The 18233-nt window shown below is 63.2% G+C and carries 16 protein-coding genes; 8 read left to right on the forward strand and 8 right to left on the reverse strand.

Features of this window, described 5'->3' with window-relative positions; translation table 11 throughout:
• Positions 1 to 69: 69 nt before the first annotated feature.
• The 5 genes from HJB84_RS07700 to hutI are packed head-to-tail and all read right to left on the reverse strand — an operon-like array spanning position 70 to position 5948.
• The gene (locus HJB84_RS07700) at positions 70 to 645 is read right to left on the reverse strand and encodes a HutD family protein (protein WP_207585505.1); all 576 of its coding nucleotides are present in this window, start codon (positions 643 to 645) and stop codon (positions 70 to 72) included.
• Positions 646 to 650: 5 nt separating this feature from the next.
• Positions 651 to 2324, reverse strand: coding sequence for a urocanate hydratase (hutU, locus tag HJB84_RS07705; RefSeq protein ID WP_221115632.1), 1674 nt, complete (start codon positions 2322 to 2324; stop codon positions 651 to 653).
• Positions 2325 to 2348: 24 nt separating this feature from the next.
• Positions 2349 to 3152, reverse strand: a complete 804-nt coding sequence (hutG, locus tag HJB84_RS07710; RefSeq protein WP_207585507.1) for an N-formylglutamate deformylase — start codon at positions 3150 to 3152, stop codon at positions 2349 to 2351.
• A gap of 1 nt (position 3153) precedes the next feature.
• On the reverse strand, positions 3154 to 4689 hold the full coding sequence (hutH, locus tag HJB84_RS07715; protein ID WP_207585508.1) for a histidine ammonia-lyase: 1536 nt from the start codon (positions 4687 to 4689) through the stop codon (positions 3154 to 3156).
• Positions 4686 to 5948 carry an imidazolonepropionase gene (hutI, locus tag HJB84_RS07720; RefSeq protein ID WP_221115633.1) on the reverse strand — a complete coding sequence of 421 codons (1263 nt, stop codon included), beginning with the start codon at positions 5946 to 5948 and terminating at the stop codon, positions 4686 to 4688. Before hutI ends, hutH (HJB84_RS07715) begins: the two co-directional genes overlap by 4 nt.
• Positions 5949 to 6070: 122 nt before the next feature.
• On the opposite strand from hutI, the gene HJB84_RS07725 reads away from it, so the two are divergent.
• Positions 6071 to 7417 (forward strand): formimidoylglutamate deiminase, encoded by a 1347-nt coding sequence (locus HJB84_RS07725; protein WP_221115634.1) that lies wholly within the window; start codon positions 6071 to 6073, stop codon positions 7415 to 7417.
• A gap of 60 nt (positions 7418 to 7477) precedes the next feature.
• Positions 7478 to 8200, forward strand: a complete 723-nt coding sequence (gene hutC / locus HJB84_RS07730) for a histidine utilization repressor (protein ID WP_207585511.1) — start codon at positions 7478 to 7480, stop codon at positions 8198 to 8200.
• Between the two features lie 33 nt (positions 8201 to 8233).
• Here hutC (HJB84_RS07730) and hutC (HJB84_RS07735) read toward each other — a convergent pair whose 3' ends face one another.
• Positions 8234 to 8989, reverse strand: coding sequence for a histidine utilization repressor (hutC, locus tag HJB84_RS07735; RefSeq protein WP_207585512.1), 756 nt, complete (start codon positions 8987 to 8989; stop codon positions 8234 to 8236).
• Positions 8990 to 9183: 194 nt separating this feature from the next.
• Between hutC (HJB84_RS07735) and HJB84_RS07740 the strand changes: the two genes are divergently transcribed.
• The 5 genes from HJB84_RS07740 (at position 9184) to hutH (HJB84_RS07760) (ending at position 13866) form a co-directional block, all read left to right on the forward strand.
• Positions 9184 to 10026 carry a transporter substrate-binding domain-containing protein gene (locus tag HJB84_RS07740; RefSeq protein WP_207585513.1) on the forward strand — a complete coding sequence of 281 codons (843 nt, stop codon included), beginning with the start codon at positions 9184 to 9186 and terminating at the stop codon, positions 10024 to 10026.
• 105 nt (positions 10027 to 10131) lie between these two features.
• A complete protein-coding gene (locus tag HJB84_RS07745) occupies positions 10132 to 10857 on the forward strand; it encodes an ABC transporter permease (protein WP_207585514.1) in 726 nt (241 codons plus the stop codon).
• 10 nt (positions 10858 to 10867) lie between these two features.
• Positions 10868 to 11572 carry an ABC transporter permease gene (locus HJB84_RS07750; protein WP_207585515.1) on the forward strand — a complete coding sequence of 235 codons (705 nt, stop codon included), beginning with the start codon at positions 10868 to 10870 and terminating at the stop codon, positions 11570 to 11572.
• A gap of 27 nt (positions 11573 to 11599) precedes the next feature.
• Positions 11600 to 12376: an ABC transporter ATP-binding protein gene (locus tag HJB84_RS07755; RefSeq protein ID WP_207585516.1), complete on the forward strand. Its 777-nt coding sequence runs from the start codon at positions 11600 to 11602 to the stop codon at positions 12374 to 12376.
• On the forward strand, positions 12373 to 13866 hold the full coding sequence (hutH, locus tag HJB84_RS07760; protein WP_207585517.1) for a histidine ammonia-lyase: 1494 nt from the start codon (positions 12373 to 12375) through the stop codon (positions 13864 to 13866). Before HJB84_RS07755 ends, hutH (HJB84_RS07760) begins: the two co-directional genes overlap by 4 nt.
• Before the next feature lie 13 nt (positions 13867 to 13879).
• Here the strand turns inward: hutH (HJB84_RS07760) and HJB84_RS07765 are convergent, their stop codons facing one another.
• Positions 13880 to 14422 (reverse strand): hypothetical protein, encoded by a 543-nt coding sequence (locus tag HJB84_RS07765; protein WP_207585518.1) that lies wholly within the window; start codon positions 14420 to 14422, stop codon positions 13880 to 13882.
• 191 nt (positions 14423 to 14613) lie between these two features.
• On the opposite strand from HJB84_RS07765, the gene HJB84_RS07770 reads away from it, so the two are divergent.
• On the forward strand, positions 14614 to 15351 hold the full coding sequence (locus HJB84_RS07770) for a phosphatase PAP2 family protein (RefSeq protein WP_207585519.1): 738 nt from the start codon (positions 14614 to 14616) through the stop codon (positions 15349 to 15351).
• A 46-nt stretch (positions 15352 to 15397) separates the two neighbouring features.
• Here HJB84_RS07770 and HJB84_RS07775 read toward each other — a convergent pair whose 3' ends face one another.
• The gene (locus HJB84_RS07775; RefSeq protein WP_221115635.1) at positions 15398 to 17959 is read right to left on the reverse strand and encodes an FAD-dependent oxidoreductase; all 2562 of its coding nucleotides are present in this window, start codon (positions 17957 to 17959) and stop codon (positions 15398 to 15400) included.
• Positions 17960 to 18233 lie beyond the last annotated feature (274 nt).

Genomic DNA, 18233 nt, shown 5'->3' on the forward strand with positions numbered 1-18233 from the left:
TGGAATGGTCGATGCGGATGTGTCGAAAAATCGAGGATTGTCCAATTGCTTCAAAATCTTGGGCTAAGATCAGCGTGTGGCGATCATGGCAAGATAACATTTGGCTTCGCCGTCGATTTCCAACGCGGTCCCGACCGCGTCGTTGATCAGCAGCGCATCGCCGGCCGCAAGCGCGCCGGTCTCGCCGTCCCGCCGGAATGACAGCGTGCCGCGATGGCAGAGCAGCAGGCATGTCGACGACGGCAGCGGCAGGGTCTTGCCGCCAGCGATGTCGAGCCGGATCAGCGTATGGGTAAACCCGTTGCGGCGGGTCATGACGTTGAGATCGGTGATGGCGCCGTCCTCGAGCCTGGCGGCGACGGGGATATCGGCCGGGAAGGCAAGCGGATCGTCTGCCGTCGTCAGTAGCGCCGGCGTCCGGCCTTCGATATCGAGCACCATGCCGTTGCCGTCGAGGATCGCCAGCGTGCGGTCGATGCCGGGAAAGATCGAAAACGGGCCGTCTGTCGCGACGGTCGCCATGCTGACGCGCCAGTCGAAACCGCCAAGGCCAGCATCTTCGGGCGAAACGGCGATCTCCACCGTTTCGCCGCCGCCGTTCTTCCACGGCATGCGCTTGTGATCGCCGGCGCGCAGGATCCTCACCGGGCTCAGTTCCCGAGAATGCCGGGCAGGCGCAGGCCCTTTTCCCTGGCGCAGTCGAGAGCGATGTCATAGCCGGCATCGGCGTGGCGCATGACGCCGGTCGCCGGGTCGTTCCAGAGCACGCGCTCCAGCCGCCTTGCCGCGTCGTCCGTACCATCGGCGCAGATGACCATGCCGGAATGCTGCGAGAAGCCCATGCCGACGCCGCCGCCGTGGTGCAGCGACACCCAGGTGGCGCCCGACGCCGTGTTGAGCAGGGCGTTGAGTAGCGGCCAGTCGGAAACGGCGTCGGAGCCGTCCTTCATGGCCTCCGTCTCCCGGTTCGGCGAGGCGACGGAACCCGAATCCAGGTGGTCGCGGCCGATGACGATCGGGGCGGAGAGTTCGCCTGATCTCACCATCTCGTTGAAGGCGAGGCCAAGCTTGTGGCGGTCGCCGAGGCCTACCCAGCAGATGCGCGCCGGCAGGCCCTGGAAGGCGATGCGCTCCCTGGCCATATCCAGCCAATTGTGCAGGTGCTTGTTGTCGGGCAGCAATTCTTTCACCTTGGCATCGGTCTTGTAGATATCCTCCGGGTCGCCGGAAAGGGCTGCCCAGCGGAAGGGGCCGATGCCGCGGCAAAACAGCGGGCGGATATAGGCCGGCACGAAGCCGGGGAAGGCGAAGGCGTTTTCGAGGCCTTCGTCCTTGGCGACCTGGCGGATATTGTTGCCGTAATCGAGCGTCGGAATACCGGCATTCCAGAAGGCGATCATCGCTTCGACATGCTCGCGCATCGAGGCGCGCGCCGCTTTTTCCACTGCTTTCGGATCGCTTTCGCGCTTGGCCTTCCACTCGGCCATCGTCCAGCCCTTCGGCAGGTAGCCGTTGATCGGGTCGTGCGCCGAGGTCTGGTCGGTGACCATGTCGGGGCGGATGCCGCGGCGGACCATTTCCGGCAGGATTTCGGCGGCATTGCCGAGCAGGCCGACGGATTTGGCTTCACCGGCCTTGGTCCAGCGGTCGATCATCTCGAGCGCTTCGTCGAGCGTCTCGGCCTTGGCGTCGACATAGCGGGTGCGCAGCCGGAAATCGATCGAGTCTGGATTGCATTCGATGGCGAGGCAGCAGGCGCCGGCCATCACCGCGGCGAGCGGCTGGGCGCCGCCCATGCCGCCGAGGCCGCCGGTCAGGATCCATTTGCCCTTGAGATTGCCGCCATAATGCTGACGGCCGGCCTCGACGAAGGTCTCGTAGGTGCCCTGGACGATGCCCTGCGTGCCGATATAGATCCACGAGCCGGCCGTCATCTGGCCGTACATGGCAAGGCCTTTCTTATCCAGCTCATTGAAATGGTCCCAGGTCGCCCAATGCGGCACCAGGTTGGAATTGGCGATCAGCACCCGCGGCGCATCCTTGTGGGTGCGGAAGACGCCGACCGGCTTGCCGGATTGGACGAGCAGCGTTTCTTCTTCGGTCAGCGTCTTCAGCGTCGCGACGATGCGGTCGAAATCCTCCCAGGTGCGGGTGGCGCGGCCGATGCCGCCGTAAACGACGAGTTCGTTCGGGTTCTCGGCGACATCAGGATCAAGATTGTTCATCAACATGCGCAGCGGCGCTTCGGTCATCCAGCTCTTGGCATTGAGATCATTGCCGCGGGGCGCGCGGATTTCGCGGATATTGTGGCGTGGGTTGGTCATGGCGGTTCCCCTGTCGAGTGATCGTTATCGTTTCAGGTCTGGCGCAATTTGTTCGATGCGCACCAGAATGTTTTTGAGATGGACGCGAAGTCGGTCTGCCCTCGCGGTGTCGTAGGCAAAGGGCGGTGTCTCGGTCTGCAGATGCGTCGACTGCGCAAGCTCCATCTGGATCGCGTGCACGCCGGTCTCGGGCCGGCCGTAATGGCGGGTCGTCCAGCCACCCTTGAAGCGACCGTTGAGCACGCTGTCATAACCTTCTGCGGCTTCGACGACGGTCAGCGTCGCTTGCTCGATGGCGCCGTCGCAGGTTTTGCCCATATCGGTGCCGATATTGAAATCCGGCAGCTTGCCTTCGAACAGGAAGGGAATGTGAGAGCGGATCGAGTGGCAGTCGTAAAGGATCGCCACGCCATGGCTTGCCCTGACGCGCTCGATCTCGGCGGCAAGTGCCGCGTGATAGGGCGCATGAAAATCCCGCAGCCGCGCCGCGATATCGGCTTCGTCAGGCGCCTGCCCATCCTTCCAGATCGGCTGACCGTCGAAGTCCGTTTCCGGGATGAGGCCGGTGGTGTTCTGGCCGGGATAAAGGCTGACGCCCTGCGGATCGCGGTTGGCGTCGATCACGTAGCGGTGGAAGGTGGCGCGCACGGTCGTGACATTGTCGAGCAGGCCGTCATAGAGCTGGTGGATGTGCCAGTCGGTATCGGCCAGAATCCTGCCATTGTCGTTGAGACGGTCGGCAATCTCCGCCGGCACGTCGGTGCCGGTGTGGGGAAAGGCGAGGATTATGGGGGAGGTGCCCTGACGGATTTCGTATGGTGCGGTCATCTCAACCCTCCAAAACCGGCAAGATGCCAGATGAAACCGAGGCGTTCAGTGCGCCGGTCGCCACCAGCTCGGCGGCGGCGGCGAGGTCGTTGGCCATGTAGCGGTCGGTATCGAGGGTCGGAACCTTGCTGCGGATCGCGGTGATCGCCTTGGCGAGTTCCGGGCTTGTCGACAGCGGCGCGCGCAGTTCGACGCCTTGGGCGGCGGTCAGCGCCTCGATGCCGATGATGGCGAACAGGTTCTCGGTCATCCCGAGCAGGCGGCGGGCGCCGTGGCAGGCCATCGAGACATGGTCTTCCTGGTTGGCTGAGGTCGGGGTCGAATCGACCGAGGCCGGATGCGACATCTGCTTGTTCTCCGACATCAGCGCCGCCGAGGTGACCTCGGCGATCATCAGGCCGGAATTCAGGCCCGGCTTCTTGGCGAGGAAGGCCGGCAGGCCGTAGGAAAGGGTGGGATCGACCAGCAGGGCGATGCGGCGCTGCGAAATCGCGCCGATCTCGCAGACGGCAAGCGCGATCTGGTCGGCGGCAAAGGCGACGGGTTCGGCGTGGAAATTGCCGCCGGAGACGACGGAATTGTCCGACAGCACCAGCGGATTGTCTGTGACCGCATTGGCCTCGATCTCCAGCGTGCGGGCAACCGAGCGCAGCAGGTCAAGGCAGGCGCCATCGACCTGGGGTTGGCAGCGGATGCAATAGGGATCCTGCACACGCTCGTCGCCCTCGATATGGCTCTGGCGGATGACGGATTGTTCGAGCAGGGCGCGAAGTGCTGATGCCGTGTCGATCTGGCCCTTGTGGCCGCGCAAGGTGTGAATATCCGGATGGAAGGGCGCCGAAGAGCCCATGGCGGCGTCGGTCGACATGGCGCCGGTGATCAGCGCCGACTGCGCGGCGCGGTGGGCGCGGAAGAGACCGGCAAGCGCCAAGGCCGTCGAGGTCTGGGTGCCGTTGATCAGCGCCAGGCCCTCCTTGGCGGCGAGCACCACCGGTTTGAGACCTGCCCTTTCGAGGGCTTCAGCGCCCGAAAGACGTTCGCCGGCGAAGAAGGCTTCGGCTTCGCCCATCATCACCGCGGCCATATGGGCGAGCGGTGCAAGATCGCCGGAGGCGCCGACCGAGCCTTTTTCCGGGATCAGCGGAATGACGCCCTTTTCCAGCATGCCCTCGATCAGCCGCACCAGCTCCAGCCGTACGCCGGAGGCGCCGCGCCCGAGCGAGACCAGTTTCAGCGCCATGATCAACCGGACGATATTTTCAGGCAGCGGCGCGCCGACGCCACAGCAATGCGACAGGATGAGATTGCGCTGCAAGGTTGCGACGTCGGCGCTGTCGATCTTGATCGAGGCGAGTTTGCCGAAGCCGGTATTGATGCCGTAGACCGGCGCATTGCCGGCGGCGATCTCGGCGATCCGGGCGGCGGCCTTGGCGATGCCGGCATCGAAGGCGGGATCGAGCCTTGCCGGCTCGCCGGTCCAATAGATGATTTCCAAATCCCTGAGGGAGACGGAGCCCGGGTGGAGCGTGATGGTCATCGACCGTTCCTTTCGCCCTTGAAGACGCGTGTGTGAAGCGGGTTGAAGCCGATGCGGTAGACGAGCTCGGCGAGGCTCTCAATATTCCAGACGGCAAAATCGGCTGATTTGCCGGGCTCGAGCGTTCCGGTCTCGCCGATGAGGCCGAGCGCGCGCGCACCTTCGCGAGTGGCGCCGGCGATGCATTCTTCGACGGTGAGGCCGAAAAGCGTCGCCGACATGTTCATGGTCAGCAGCATCGAGGTGAGCGGCGAGGTGCCGGGATTGCAATCGGTGGCAATCGCAATCGGCACGCCGGCCTGGCGTAGCGCCTCCACCGGTGGCTTCTGCTTCTCGTGGATGGCGTAGAAGGCGCCGGGCAGAAGCACGGCCACGGTGCCGGCAGCGGCCATCGCGGCAACACCTTCTTCGTCGAGATATTCCAGATGATCGGCCGAAAGCGCGCCATATGACGCGGCGAGCCGGGCGCCGCCGAGATTGGAAAGTTGCTCGGCATGCAGCTTGACCGGCAGGCCAAGCGCCTTCGCCTTGTCGAAGACGCGGGCGATCTCGGCTCTGGAAAAGGCAATGCCCTCGCAGAAGCCGTCGACCGCATCGGCAAGGCCGAGATTATACATGTCGTCGAGGCCGGGCAGCACGACATCATCGAGATAATCGCCGTTGCGGCCCTTGTATTCCACCGGCGTCGCATGGGCGCCGAGATAGCTGGTGGCGACGCGGACCGGTCTCAGATGGCCGAGCAGACGGGCGCTCTGCAACATCTTCACTTCGCCGGTCCGGTTCAGCCCGTAGCCGGATTTGATCTCGATCGTCGTCACGCCTTCGGCAAGCAGCGTATCGAGCCGCGGCAGCGCCGCGCTGACGAGTTCCTCGACCGACAGCGCATTGGTCGCTTTGACCGAGGAGACGATGCCACCGCCGGCACGCGCAATTTCCTCATAGGTGGCGCCTTGAAGGCGCATCTCGAACTCGCGGGCTCGGTTGCCGCCGTGGACGATATGGGTGTGGCAGTCTACGAGGCCGGGCGTGACCCAGCGGCCTTCGAGATCGACGATGTCGGAGCGTTCGATGGCGGAAGCCGGCAACTCGCTTTCGGCACCGGCAAAGGTGATGCGGCCGTTTTCGGTGAGCACGGCGCCCTTTTCGACGATACCGAGCCCGTCCTTTTCAGGCGCAAGCGTGGCCAGGCGCGCATTGCGCCACAGCACTGGCCGGACGTCTGGGGATGAGGCTTCCTCTGAAAAATTGTTCCCGGTCATCAGCTTTGCGCCTTTCCTTATGTCGAAACATGTATATACATAATAAGCAGGTGACAAGAGAAATTTTGCGCGCTTTTCTGGAAAAGAAAGAGCAGCGGCGCGGTAAGAGGAGAGGGACGGCCATGACCACACTTCACGCAGGCACGGCACTGACGCCGAAAGGCTGGCAGAAGGACGTGCGGCTGACGCTCGAAGCCGGTCGCATTGCCCGGGTCGAGATCGGGGTTTCGCCTCAGCCCGGCGATGAACGCCACGCTCTTATCGTTCCGGCCATGGGAAATCTGCACAGCCATGCCTTCCAGCGGGCGATGGCCGGCCTTGCCGAGGTACGCGGCCCGGCCAATGACAGCTTTTGGAGCTGGCGCACCGTCATGTACAAGTTCGCGCTGGCAATGACCCCTGAACATGTCGAGGCGGTCGCCGCCAAGCTCTATGCGGAAATGCTGGAGGCGGGCTTTTCCCGGGTCGGCGAATTCCATTATCTCCACCATGACAGGGATGGCGGCATTTACGCCAATATCGCCGAGCTTGCCGAACGCATTGGTGCTGCCAGCGAAGAGACCGGCCTCGGCCTGACCTTGCTGCCGGTCTTCTACGCTCATTCCGGCTTCGGCGGCGCTCAGCCGATCGACGGCCAGCGGCGTTTCATCAATTCGCTGGAAAGCTTCGAAAGGCTGATGGAGGGATGCCGGGCGGTAACCAGCCGGCTCGACGGCGCGGAACTCGGGCTGGCGCCGCACAGCCTGCGCGCCGCAACGCCTGAGGAATTGGCGAAGCTTGTGCCGATGGCGGGCGACGGCCCCATCCATATCCATGTCGCCGAGCAGGTCAAGGAGGTCGAGGATTGCATCGCCTGGTCGGGCGCGCGGCCGGTGGAATGGCTGCTCGATCATGCGCCTGTGGATGAGCGCTGGTGCTTGATCCACGCGACGCACATGACCGACGACGAAACGCGGCGGATGGCGAAAAGCAGGGCGATTGCCGGCCTCTGCCCGATCACCGAAGCCAATCTCGGCGACGGCGCCTTTGCCGCGCCACTCTTCCTCGAAGAGGGCGGGCGTTACGGCATCGGTTCGGATTCCAATGTGCTGATCTCGGTGCCGGAAGAACTGCGCCAGCTCGAATATTCGCAGCGCCTGGCTCTGCGCGCCCGCAATGTCGTTGCAGCACCCGGCGGATCGACGGCACTTTGCCTGTTCACCCAGGCGCTTGCCGGCGGCGGTGCCGCTTTGAAGGCGCCCGCAGGTCTTGTTGAAGGCCATCACGCCGATCTCGTTTCGCTCGATACTGCGGCCGTTTCCTATCTCTCCGGCGACCAGATTCTCGATCACTGGCTGTTTGCCGGCGGTATTTCCGTCGATTGCGTCTGGGCGCGCGGCCGCAAGCAGGTGGAGGGCGGGCGCCATCTCAAACGTGACGCCATCGACCGGCGTTTCCTGGCCGCGATGGGTGAATTGCTGGCTGCCTGAAAAAGCGCTTTTCATGAGCAAGCATTCGAATTAGAGCGGGGGATCAATCGGAACGTGGCGATGAATCAAAGCAGGGATCCCACCTTGCATCAGCGCATCCTTGGCGACATCGAGGGCCGTATCGTCTCGGGCGAATGGCCGCCGGGGCATCGCATTCCCTTCGAAGTGGATCTCGCCACCCAATATGACGTCTCGCGGATGACGGTGAACAAGGTGCTGACTCAGCTCGCCAAGGCCGGTCTCATCGAGCGCCGCAAGAAATCCGGCAGCTTCGTCACCCAGCCGCAGGCGCAATCGGCCGTCCTCGAAATCCACGACATCAAGGCCGAGGTGCAGTCGCTGAACCTGCCCTATTCCTATGCGGTTTCGAAGAAGACCAGCCGCAAGGCGAAGGTGGAAGACAGCCGCCGGCTGGAACTGCCGGTCGCCTCTTCGGTCGTCGAGGTGGTCTGCATCCACAATGCCGGCGCGCGGCCCTTCTGCCTGGAGGAGCGGTTGATCAGTCTGGCGACCGTACCGGAAGCCGCCGATGCCGATTTCCTGATGATGGCGCCGGGGCCCTGGTTGCTCAACCAGGTGCCGTGGAGCACGGCCGAACACCGGATCCACGCCGTCTCGGCCAATGCCGAAGTGGCCGCGGTCCTCGACATCGCGCGCAATACCGCCTGTCTCGTCGTCGAACGCCGCACCTGGAGCGGCGCCGGCCCGGTGACGCATGTGCGCTTCACCTATCCGGGCGATCGTCACGCGCTGGTGGCGCGTTTCACCCCGGCATCACAGTAATTCCATGTTCCATATACAACATGGCGAGTGTTCTCATTCCTCGAACATCTTGCCGCTGCGCGCTTCGAGCCGGTAGCGATAGCCCGGATAGACAAGGCGGGCGGTCGACACCACCTGCTTTGCCGACCATGTGCGTCGACGGATCGTCAAGCACGGTTCGGTCTTCAGGATGGTCAGGAGCTTGCATTCCCAGGCCTGCGGCATCGCCGCCTCGACGACGTGCTCGGAGCCGCTAAGCGGGGCTGCGGCGGTCAGATAGGCATTCGGCGTCAGCGTCGTGAAATCCTGGCCGAGATATTCGGGAGCAGCCTCCGGATGGACGAAACGGTCCTCGATCTGCACCGGAACGCCGTTTTCGCTGTGGACGATCAGCGAGTGGAAGACCGCCGCGCCGATCGCAAGCTCCAATGCGTCGGCGATCTCCGGAGAGGCTGTTTCCTGGGCGAGAACGATGACCGAAGCCTCGTGGACATGGCCGCGTTCGGCGATTTCCTCGGCGATGTTGCGCACCTCGAACAGCGCCGAATAGCCCTTGCGCTCGGCGACGAAGGAACCGACCCCCTGGATGCGGACGAGTTCGCCTTCATTGGCAAGTTCGCGCAGCGCCCGGTTGGCGGTCATCTTGCTGACGCCGAGCTCGACCACCAGCTCGTTTTCCGATGGCACCCGGTATTTCGGCGGCCATTCGCCGCTGTGGATGCGGTCGAGGATCACCTGCTTGACGCCGGCATAAAGCGGCGTGCTATCATTTTCCGCCAACTCGCGCTTCATCTCGCCGGAACGCTTCATTGCCTATTCCTTTTGCACGAATGGAATTCGCCACCTAAATCGACTTTCCTCTTGCATATCACAAAATATCTCATATGGTACCATATACAACCTCCCAATCGGTCCGAAACATTAAAAGGACAGGAAAGGGCAAGCCGACGAAGATCGGCCGTGGTGCCGCAAGGTCTGTTTCAACTCCAGAGGAGAATTCATCAATGAAATTCAGCGCAATCCTATTTTGCGGCGTGGCGGCTTTTTCCGCCTTCGCTGCGCCCGCCTTTTCCAAGGACTGGACGAAGGCGACCATCACGCTTGAAGGCGCCTATGCGCCGTGGAACCTCACCAATGCCGACGGCACGCTCGGGGGCTTCGAGCCGGAGCTTGCCAAAGTGCTCTGCGAACGCGCCAAGATCGAATGCACGCTGGTCGCTTCCGACTGGGACGGTATGATCCCGGCGCTCAATGCCGGTAAGTTCGACGTCATCATGGATGCGCTGTCGATCACCGAAGAGCGCAAGCAGGTCATCGACTTCACCATTCCCTATGCTGCCACACCTGCCGCATTCGCCACCGCCAAGGACAGCCCGCTGGCCAAGGCTGCCGGCACCGGCGCCACGATCAAGATGACGCCCGGCCAGACTGGCGTGAAGGAGATCGATGCGCTGAAGGCCGCTTTCAAGGGCAAGACGATCGGCATTCAGGCGGCGACCGTCTACGCCAAGTTCGTCTATGACAATTTCGGCGACATTGCCGAGATCCGCGAATACAAGACCGGCGCCGACCGTGATCTCGACCTGCAGAACGGCCGCATCGACCTCGGCTTTGACGACGCCGTCTATTTCGCCAACGCCTTCCAGAGCGCCAATGGCGCACTCGACTTCACCGGTCCGGAGATCGTCGGTTCGATCTGGGGCGAGGGCGAAGGCCTCGGCGTCCGCAAGGCTGACACCGACCTACGCGACAAGTTCAGCGAGGCGATCAAGTCCGCGCTCGCCGACGGCACCGTCAAGAACCTCTCGATGAAGTGGTTCAAGGTCGACGTCAGCCCGCAGCAATAAGCGTTTCGGCCTTGCGGCCGCAAACGCCTGTCTCCGGCTTTATCGCCGGAGACAGCATGCTATTGTCAATCCGCAAAACACTGCCACGGACGGGGAACGGACGCTATGGCAAGCTTGGAACTGCTCGGCTTCGGCTCGACCGGATGGGGCGCGTTGCTCATTGCCGCTACCTTGATGACGCTGGCTGTCACGGCGACGGCGCTGGCAATCGGCGCGGTACTGGGCGCAATCGTCGCGGCGGCGAAACTCTCCAGCAATCTTGCCCTCGTCACCCTCGGCAACATCTATACGACCGTGTTTCGCGGCGTGCCCGAGCTGCTGATCATCTATCTCATCTATTTCGGCGGCTCCTCGGCCGTCACCTCGATCGGCAAGGCGATGGGTTACGAGGGTTTCCTCGGCCTGCCCTCCTTCATCGCTGGCGCGCTTGCCGTCGGCATCATCTCCGGCTCCTATCAGGCGGAGGTGTTTCGCGGCGCTTTCCACGCCATTTCCAAAGGCGAACTTGAGGCGGCCTCGGCAATCGGCATGCATCGCGGCATGCGGCTGCGCCGTATCATCATGCCGCAGGTGTTTCGCCTCGCCATTCCCGGCCTCGGCAATGTCTGGCAGCTCAGCCTCAAGGATTCCGCACTGATTTCCGTCACCGGCCTTGCCGAACTGATGCGCACCAGCCAGGTCGCGGCGGGCTCGACCCGGCAATATTTCCTGTTCTTCATCGCCGGCGGCTGCCTCTATCTGATCCTGACCAGCCTTTCCGACCGGATCTTCAACGGTGCGGAACGCCGCGCCAACCGCAGCATGCCGGCAGCCGCCATGGGCCAGACGTAAGGAGGCGATGATGGATTTCACCTTTCTAGCTTCGACCATGGTCACCCTGCTCAAGGCGGTGCCGACGACGCTGATCCTGTTTTCGCTGTCGATCTTCTTTGGCGGCCTGCTGGCGCTCGTCATCGTCTCGATGCGGGTCAGCGGCAACCCGCTGCTTTCGGGGTTCGCCAAGGGTTATATCTTCATCTTCCGCGGCTCGCCGCTGCTGATCCAGATGTTCCTGGTGTTTTACGGCCTCGGCCAGTTCGGCGTCATCCGCTATTCCTTCCTGTGGCCGTTCCTGCGCGAGCCGATGGTCTGCGCCGTGCTGTCGCTGGCGCTCTGCACCGCCGGCTACACGGCGGAGATTTTTCGCGGCGGCATCCGCGCCGTTTCGCCGAAGGAGATCGAGGCGGCCCGCTCGATCGGCATGTCCGGCCCCCTGCTGGTGCGCCGCATCCTGGCGCCGATTGCCTTCCGCCATGCGCTGCCGGCCTATTCCACCGAGATCGTGCTGATGATGAAGTCGACGGCGCTCGCAAGCCTCGTCACCGTCTGGGAGGTCACCGGTGTGGCCCAGCGGCTGATCTCGCAGACCTACCGGACGATGGAGGTCTTTCTCTGCGCGGCGATCATCTATCTCGTTTTGAACTTCATCATCCTGCAGGGCATGGCCCTGCTCGAATATTCGCTGTCCCGACACCGCCGCGCGGCCCCGCAGGCGCTGAAAGCGTAAGCGGTCTTTGAACCGATTGGAGCAACCATGCCAGGCGTCACCCGACTTTCGGTCCGCAATATCCGCAAGAGCTTCGGCACGCACGAGGTGCTGCGCGGCATTTCCCTCAATGCTGAGGACGGCGATGTGATTTCGCTGCTCGGCGCCTCAGGCTCCGGCAAATCGACCTTTCTGCGCTGCATCAACATGCTCGAAACCGCAAGCGATGGCGAGATCTGGGTCGATGGCGAGCACATCGAGATGGTGCACAAAAACGGGCGCAGCAAACCGGCGAGCCAGAAGCAGGTGGACCACATCCGCTCCGAACTCGGTATGGTGTTCCAGTCCTTCAATCTCTGGTCCCATATGACGATCCTGCAGAACGTCATTGAAGGGCCGATCCATGTGCTCAAACGACCACGTGCCGACTGCATCGCCGAGGCCGAAGCGCTGCTCGAAAAGGTCGGCATCGCAGACAAGCGCCATGCCTATCCCGCCCATCTCTCCGGCGGCCAGCAGCAGCGCGCCGCGATCGCCCGCGCGCTGGCGATGAAGCCGAAGGTGATGCTCTTCGACGAGCCGACCTCGGCCCTTGATCCGGAACTCGTCGGCGAGGTGCTGCGCGTCATGCGCGCGCTTGCCGAGGAAGGCATGACCATGCTCGTCGTCACCCATGAGATGAGCTTTGCCCGCAATGTTTCCAACCGCGTCGTCTTCATGCGCGAAGGGCTGATCGAAAGCAGCGGCAAGCCGGACGACATGTTCACCGGCGGCGCCACACCCGCCTTCCGCCAGTTCATCGGCCATTTCGGAAGCGGTCAATGACCAAAACCATCGAGACCCTGCTGACCTGGTGCGATGTTGCCCGCGTCGGGGCAGGGGAGGCGCTGGCACTATCGCCCGCCGCCTGGGCGCGCGTCGAGCAGGCAAGCCGCATCGTCGCCGCAATCGTCGAGACCGGCATGCGTGCCTACGGCGTCAACACCGGCGTCGGGGCGCTGGCGGATACGGTGGTCGATCGGGTCTCGCAGAGCCTTTTGTCGCGCAGCATCGTGCTCAGCCATGCGTGCGGCGTGGGGCCGTTGCTGGGCGGTCGCGAAGTGCGGGCCATCATCGCCGCTCAGATTGCCAATTTCGCCCACGGCCATTCCGGCGTACGGCGTGATGTCGTCGAGCACCTCACAGCCATGCTGGAGCATGACTGCATTCCCGACGTGCCGTCCAAGGGCTCCGCCGGTTATCTCGTCCACAATGCCCATATTGCGCTTGTTCTGATCGGCGAAGGCAGCGCCACGCTTGCCGGCCGGCGCATGAGCGGCCGCGAGGCGCTGGCGGCGATCGGCCTTCAGCCGCTGGTGCTCGGTGCCAAGGAGGGCTTGAGCCTCGTCAACGGCACGGCCTGCGCCACGGGGCTGACCGCCACAGCACTTTCTCGCGCCGAACGGCTGCTCGACTGGGCCGATGCGATCGCGGCGCTGACGCTCGAAGCGGCAGGCTGCCAGATCGCCGCTTTCGACGAGGCGGTGCTGGCGCTGCGCCCGTCGGCGGGGATCGAAAAGGTGGGCGCGACGCTGCGGGCCCGGCTTTTCGGCAGCGGCCTTGTCGCCGCCGCCTTCGGCGGGCGCACCCAGGATGCGCTCAGCCTTCGTTCGGTGCCGCATGCGCATGGCGCCGCCCGTGACGTTTTCGACAATTCCGCCCGTATCGTCGATCAGGAACTTGCCTCGGTAACGGACAATCCCGCCGTCTCCGGCACGCCCGAACATCCGATCGTCTCCTCCGAGGCGCATGCGGTCGCCGCGGCGCTCGGGCAGGCGGCCGATAGCCTCGCCATTGCGCTGGCGCAGATCGGCGCGATCAGCGAACGGCGCATGGACCGGCTGGTCAATCCGCTGGTGAGCGGCCTGCCGCCGTTTCTGGCGAGTGACGCCGGCAGCCATTCCGGCTTCATGATCGCGCAATATACCGCAGCCGCACTCAGCAACGACAACCGCCGGCTTGCCGCCCCCGCGGCCATGGACGGCGGCCTCACCTCCGGCCTGCAGGAGGATTTCCTCGCCCATCCGACAGCTGCCGCCGGCAAGCTGCTCACGGTCATCGACAATGCCGAATATATCCTGGCGATCGAGCTGATGGCCGCTGCCCAGGCGCATGATTTCCTGACTGCGACGGCGCCGCGGGCGGCGGGCACGGATCTGGTTTACCAAGTCGTGCGCCAGCGTATCTCCCATTATGGCGACGAACGGCCGCTCAACGGCGATATCGAGGCCGTGCGCAACCTGATCCGCGAGACGGTGCCGCCGCCGATCGGCTGAACCGGGAAGATTGTCAGAACGGCTTGCTGGTTGCCGAATCCTGCTTGGCCTTTTCGCCGGCGCCGAGCCGCTTGAGGCACTGGGCGAAGGTGGGGTAGAGCTGATCCACCCGCGAGAGCGGCAGCGTCCAGTCGCCTTCGTCGCCGGCAAAGGTCAGCTGCACGTCAGGAGTTCCGGCAAAGGAATTCTTGATGATCTTCTTCAGTCCGCCGCTTCCTTTGCTGGCCGGTGGCCAGAGGCGAAGCGTGGTCTTGTCGAAGAATTCGGCGGCGACCACTTTCGTCATCGAACGATCGGTCAGCGTCACCTCGGTCGTGGTGCCGGCCGGAATGTCCCAGGTGTCCTTGGTGACCAGCCAGAAGGTCTCGGTGGCGCTCTGGCGGAATTCCACGGTCTTGCCGAGCTCGCTGTTCCACAGCAGCCGGCAATAGGCAGGGCGCTCGCCGGCAAAGCCGACCGACCATTGTCTTGCGTCGCCCATCCATTCGGTCTCGCCCAAGGCGGCGACCGGCTGCAGGACGGCCGCCATCAGAACCATCGAGGTCAGAATTTTCATCGCCGAAACCATCTCCAGGACAATCGGCTCCAGCCATAGCAAAAGAAGGTTGAGCTTTTGCTACCGAGCCTTCCGCGAGGGGTGGTGGCGCCCACCGAAATGTCTCCGAATGCCGCACGGTCTTGATTTTGCGGCTGGCCTTGCCGATGTGGCGTAGATCGACATGAAGTTAAGGGAGCTCGACGGCAGGCATGAGTGAGGTTCAACGACGCGGATTTTTGGCGAGGCTCACCGCATATGAGCCGCTGACGCTGATCATGCTGGCATCAGTGGCCGGGGGACTGTTCGTGCTGCAGCGGCTGACGAGCGAGGTTCTCGAAGGCGAGACCTTCCGTTTCGATGAAACGATCCTGCTGGCGCTGAGGCGGCCGGGTGAGCTTGGCGTGCCGATCGGGCCTGGCTGGATGACGCATGCCGTCGCCGACATCACCAGCCTCGGCGGCGTCACTGTTCTCTCGCTGATGACGATCCTCGTCACAGTCTATCTTCTGCTCGACCGGCGCTGGCCGATCGCGATCTTCGTCTTCTCCTCGGTGCTGACCGGCTGGCTGGCGAGCACACTCTTGAAGATCCTCGTTGCGCGGCCGCGCCCCGACATCGTGCCACATCTCGCCGAGGTCAGCGATCTCAGCTTTCCCTCTGGCCACGCGATGGTCTCGGCGGTGACCTATCTGACGCTCGGGGCGCTGCTGGCCCGGACGCAGCGTTATCCCTCGACGCGGATTTTCGTCATGTTTGCCGGCGTCTTCCTGGCCGTCATCATCGGTCTGAGCCGGATCTATCTCGGCGTCCATTACCCGACGGATGTCCTCGCCGGATGGTGCGCCGGTGCGCTCTGGGCGCTCGGCTGCTGGCTGATCTCGAAACGGTTCATTCCGAGCCGCGCGCCCGATGATACCGCTGAAGCCGGAAATGGCGACAGGCGGTAGCACGGAGTGGCAGAGTGGCGCCGCGTGCTTGCGGCGCCACAAGCGCTTAGGTGCGTGGCTTCAGATTTTCCGGGTCATAGATCGGCTTGTATCCGACGCTGACAACCTCCACCGGATAGCTCTCGGCAAAATACTCGACATTCAGCCTGCGTCCGACTTGGCAATGCGACCAGGGCAAATAGGCCAAAGCAATGTTCTTTCCGACCGTCGGGCCGTAGGCGATCGAGGTCGTGTAGGACCGACGGCCAAGCTCGTCGACCAGAACCTCTCCCGTGGCGGGTTCGACAACCGGCAGGTTGCCGAGGGGATAACGCTTCACGCCCGATTTGTCGGTATTCTCGGTCATGACAAGCGTGCAGAGCATGGCCGGCTGGTGCTCACGCGCCTTGTATTCCAGATGTTTCGCCTTGCCGCAGAAATCGGCTTCCTTGACCTTCGGACGGGCGAGATCGGCTTCGATCAGGTTGTACTGGGTCAGGAGGTCGGCGTTCTGCAGGCGCAGGCTCTTTTCCATGCGGCGCGAGTTTGCATAGGTCTCCACGCCGAAGGCCATCACACCGGTCGAGCGCAGCGCATCCCAGACGGCGAGGCCGTCTTCGTACTTCATGTGCAGTTCCCAGCCCTGCTCGCCGACATAGGAGATGCGGAAGGCGGTGACGGGCTTGCCGGCGATTTCGATCGGCTTGATTGCCGCAAAGGCGAAGTTTTCCTGATCGAGCCCGGCCGGATCGGCCACAACCCTCTTCAGCGTGTCGCGCGCATTCGGACCCCAGATGCCGATCGTCACGAATTTTTCCGAGACGTCGGTGATGATCACGTCAAGGCCGCGGTCTTCGGCGACGCGCTTCATATAGTGCAGGTCGCGCGGGCCGGCATCGGCGCCGTTGACGAGCCGGCAGCGGTCGGCCATGCGGAAGACGGTGAAGTCAGCGCGCACCATGCCTTCGTCGTCGAGGAAGTGGGTATAAACGCCCTTGCCGATGGTTGCATCGCCGCCGACCTTGGCGGCGCACAGCCATTCCATCAGCTCGACATGGTCAGGTCCCTCGATATCGACCATGTGGAAATGGCTGAGATTGACGATGCCGCAATCTTCGCTCATCGCCAGATGCTCGGCATTCGACACGCGCCAGAAATGGCGGCTGTCCCATTCGTTCTCGCGAACCGGGACGCGGTCGGCGTATTTCTCCAGCAGGTGCTCGTTGGCGGCGTAGCCGTGCGCACGCTCCCAGCCGCCAAGTTCCATGAAGTAACCGCCAAGCTCCTTTTCGCGCTCGTAGAAGGGCGAGCGCTTGGCGTTGCGGGCGGATGCATAAGGTTCGCGGGTGTGAACAGCCGGGAAATAGATTTTCTGGGCGGCTTCGTAGCTGCGGCTTTCGATGAACTCTTCCGTCAACTGATGCGGATAGAAGCGGGCGTAGTCGATGCTGTTGTGATCGATTTCAGTACGGCCATCGGTCATCCAGTCGGCGATCAGCTTGCCATAGCCGGGGCCGTCCTTGACCCAGATGGCAACGCAATACCAGAGACCGCGCACCTTCTGGCTCTCGCCGCATGATGCGCCGCCGCCGGCGGAAACTTGCAGCAGGCCGTTGAAGGAGTGGCCTTCGTTATAGCCGAGTTCGCCGAGGATCGGCGTCAGTTCCATGGCGCGCTCGAGCGGCTCGATGATCTGCTCCATCTCGAGGTCACGCTGCGACGGCGAAAGGCGCGCTTCGTGTTTTTCGAGTAGATCGCGCGGATGGCACATGCGCGGATTGGTGGCTTCGTAATAGCCCCACTCGATCTGACCGCCCTCGGTCGTCGCCGGGTCGCCGGTATCGCGCATATAGGCGGAGTTGCCCTGGTCGCGCAGCAGCGGGAAGCCGATTTCCTTGCCGGTGCCTTCGAACTCGTTATACGGACCGAAGAAGGTGAGCGGGTGGTCGACCGGCATGACCGGCAGGTCTTCGCCGACCATCTCCGCGATCAGGCGCCCCCAGAGGCCGGCGCAGACGATGACGTGGTCGGCCATGATGGTGCCGCGATGGGTGACGACGCCCTTGATGCGGCCACCTTCGACGATCAGCGACTTCGCCGGCGTGTTGCCGAACACCTGCAGCTTGCCGGCCTTTTCGGCGGCATCGACCAGCTTGCCGGCAACGGTCTGCGAGCGCGGAATGACGAGGCCGGCATCCGGATCGTAAAGGCCGCCCATCACCTGATCTTCCTCGATCAGCGGGAACTTCTCCTTGATCTCGGAAGGGCTGACATAATGGGCGCGGGTGCCGAAAGCGCGGGCCGAGGACAGCTTGCGCTTGATTTCTTCCATCCAGGCATGGTCGCCGGTGCGCGCCACTTCGAGGCCGCCGATGCGGGCGTAATGGCCCATCTTCTCGTAGAAATCGATCGAATATTGCGTGGTCCAGACTGAGAGATAGTCGTGGCTCGTGGTGTAACAGAAGTCCGAGGCATGGGCTGTCGAGCCGATATCGGTCGGTATGCCCGACTTATCGATGCCGACGATATCGTCCCATCCGCGCTCGACGAGATGATGCGCGATAGAGGCGCCGACGATACCGCCGAGGCCGATGATGACGACCTTTGCCTTTTCCGGAAATGCTGCCACGTGCTGTTCCTTCTACTTATCCGACGAATTAAAATTTAGCCGCGGTTGACTTACGCCTCGCGCGTGAAATGCAGGAGCCATGTCAGCCTCGTAAACGTGTCACATTTACCGAAGCTGCGGAACCCCAGACCTCTTCGCATGGAAGCTGCAACGGGGGTATTATGCCTCAGGCTCCCGATCGTCATTGCTCCTACGCCGCCGAGTATCGGCGTGATTGCGTCAGCCCGGATCGAACGGTCAGGCAATGACTGGCGACGATCTTATACGGCGAGCC

Source organism: Rhizobium sp. NZLR1b, assembly GCF_019685155.1.
Taxonomy (GTDB): domain Bacteria; phylum Pseudomonadota; class Alphaproteobacteria; order Rhizobiales; family Rhizobiaceae; genus Rhizobium.

Excerpts from the sequence above, each read along its gene's own strand:
- HJB84_RS07740 (WP_207585513.1), top strand. The coding sequence starts at position 9,184 with ATGAAATTCAGCGCAATCCTATTTTGCGGCGTGGCGGCTTTTTCCGCC.
- hutU (WP_221115632.1), bottom strand. The coding sequence starts at position 2,324 with ATGACCAACCCACGCCACAATATCCGCGAAATCCGCGCGCCCCGCGGC.
- hutI (WP_221115633.1), bottom strand. The coding sequence starts at position 5,948 with ATGACCGGGAACAATTTTTCAGAGGAAGCCTCATCCCCAGACGTCCGG.
- HJB84_RS07725 (WP_221115634.1), top strand. The coding sequence starts at position 6,071 with ATGACCACACTTCACGCAGGCACGGCACTGACGCCGAAAGGCTGGCAG.
- HJB84_RS07750 (WP_207585515.1), top strand. The coding sequence starts at position 10,868 with ATGGATTTCACCTTTCTAGCTTCGACCATGGTCACCCTGCTCAAGGCG.
- HJB84_RS07755 (WP_207585516.1), top strand. The coding sequence starts at position 11,600 with ATGCCAGGCGTCACCCGACTTTCGGTCCGCAATATCCGCAAGAGCTTC.
- hutG (WP_207585507.1), bottom strand. The coding sequence starts at position 3,152 with ATGACCGCACCATACGAAATCCGTCAGGGCACCTCCCCCATAATCCTC.
- hutC (WP_207585511.1), top strand. The coding sequence starts at position 7,478 with ATGAATCAAAGCAGGGATCCCACCTTGCATCAGCGCATCCTTGGCGAC.
- hutH (WP_207585508.1), bottom strand. The coding sequence starts at position 4,689 with ATGACCATCACGCTCCACCCGGGCTCCGTCTCCCTCAGGGATTTGGAA.
- hutC (WP_207585512.1), bottom strand. The coding sequence starts at position 8,989 with ATGAAGCGTTCCGGCGAGATGAAGCGCGAGTTGGCGGAAAATGATAGC.
- HJB84_RS07745 (WP_207585514.1), top strand. The coding sequence starts at position 10,132 with ATGGCAAGCTTGGAACTGCTCGGCTTCGGCTCGACCGGATGGGGCGCG.
- hutH (WP_207585517.1), top strand. The coding sequence starts at position 12,373 with ATGACCAAAACCATCGAGACCCTGCTGACCTGGTGCGATGTTGCCCGC.
- HJB84_RS07770 (WP_207585519.1), top strand. The coding sequence starts at position 14,614 with ATGAGTGAGGTTCAACGACGCGGATTTTTGGCGAGGCTCACCGCATAT.
- HJB84_RS07765 (WP_207585518.1), bottom strand. The coding sequence starts at position 14,422 with ATGAAAATTCTGACCTCGATGGTTCTGATGGCGGCCGTCCTGCAGCCG.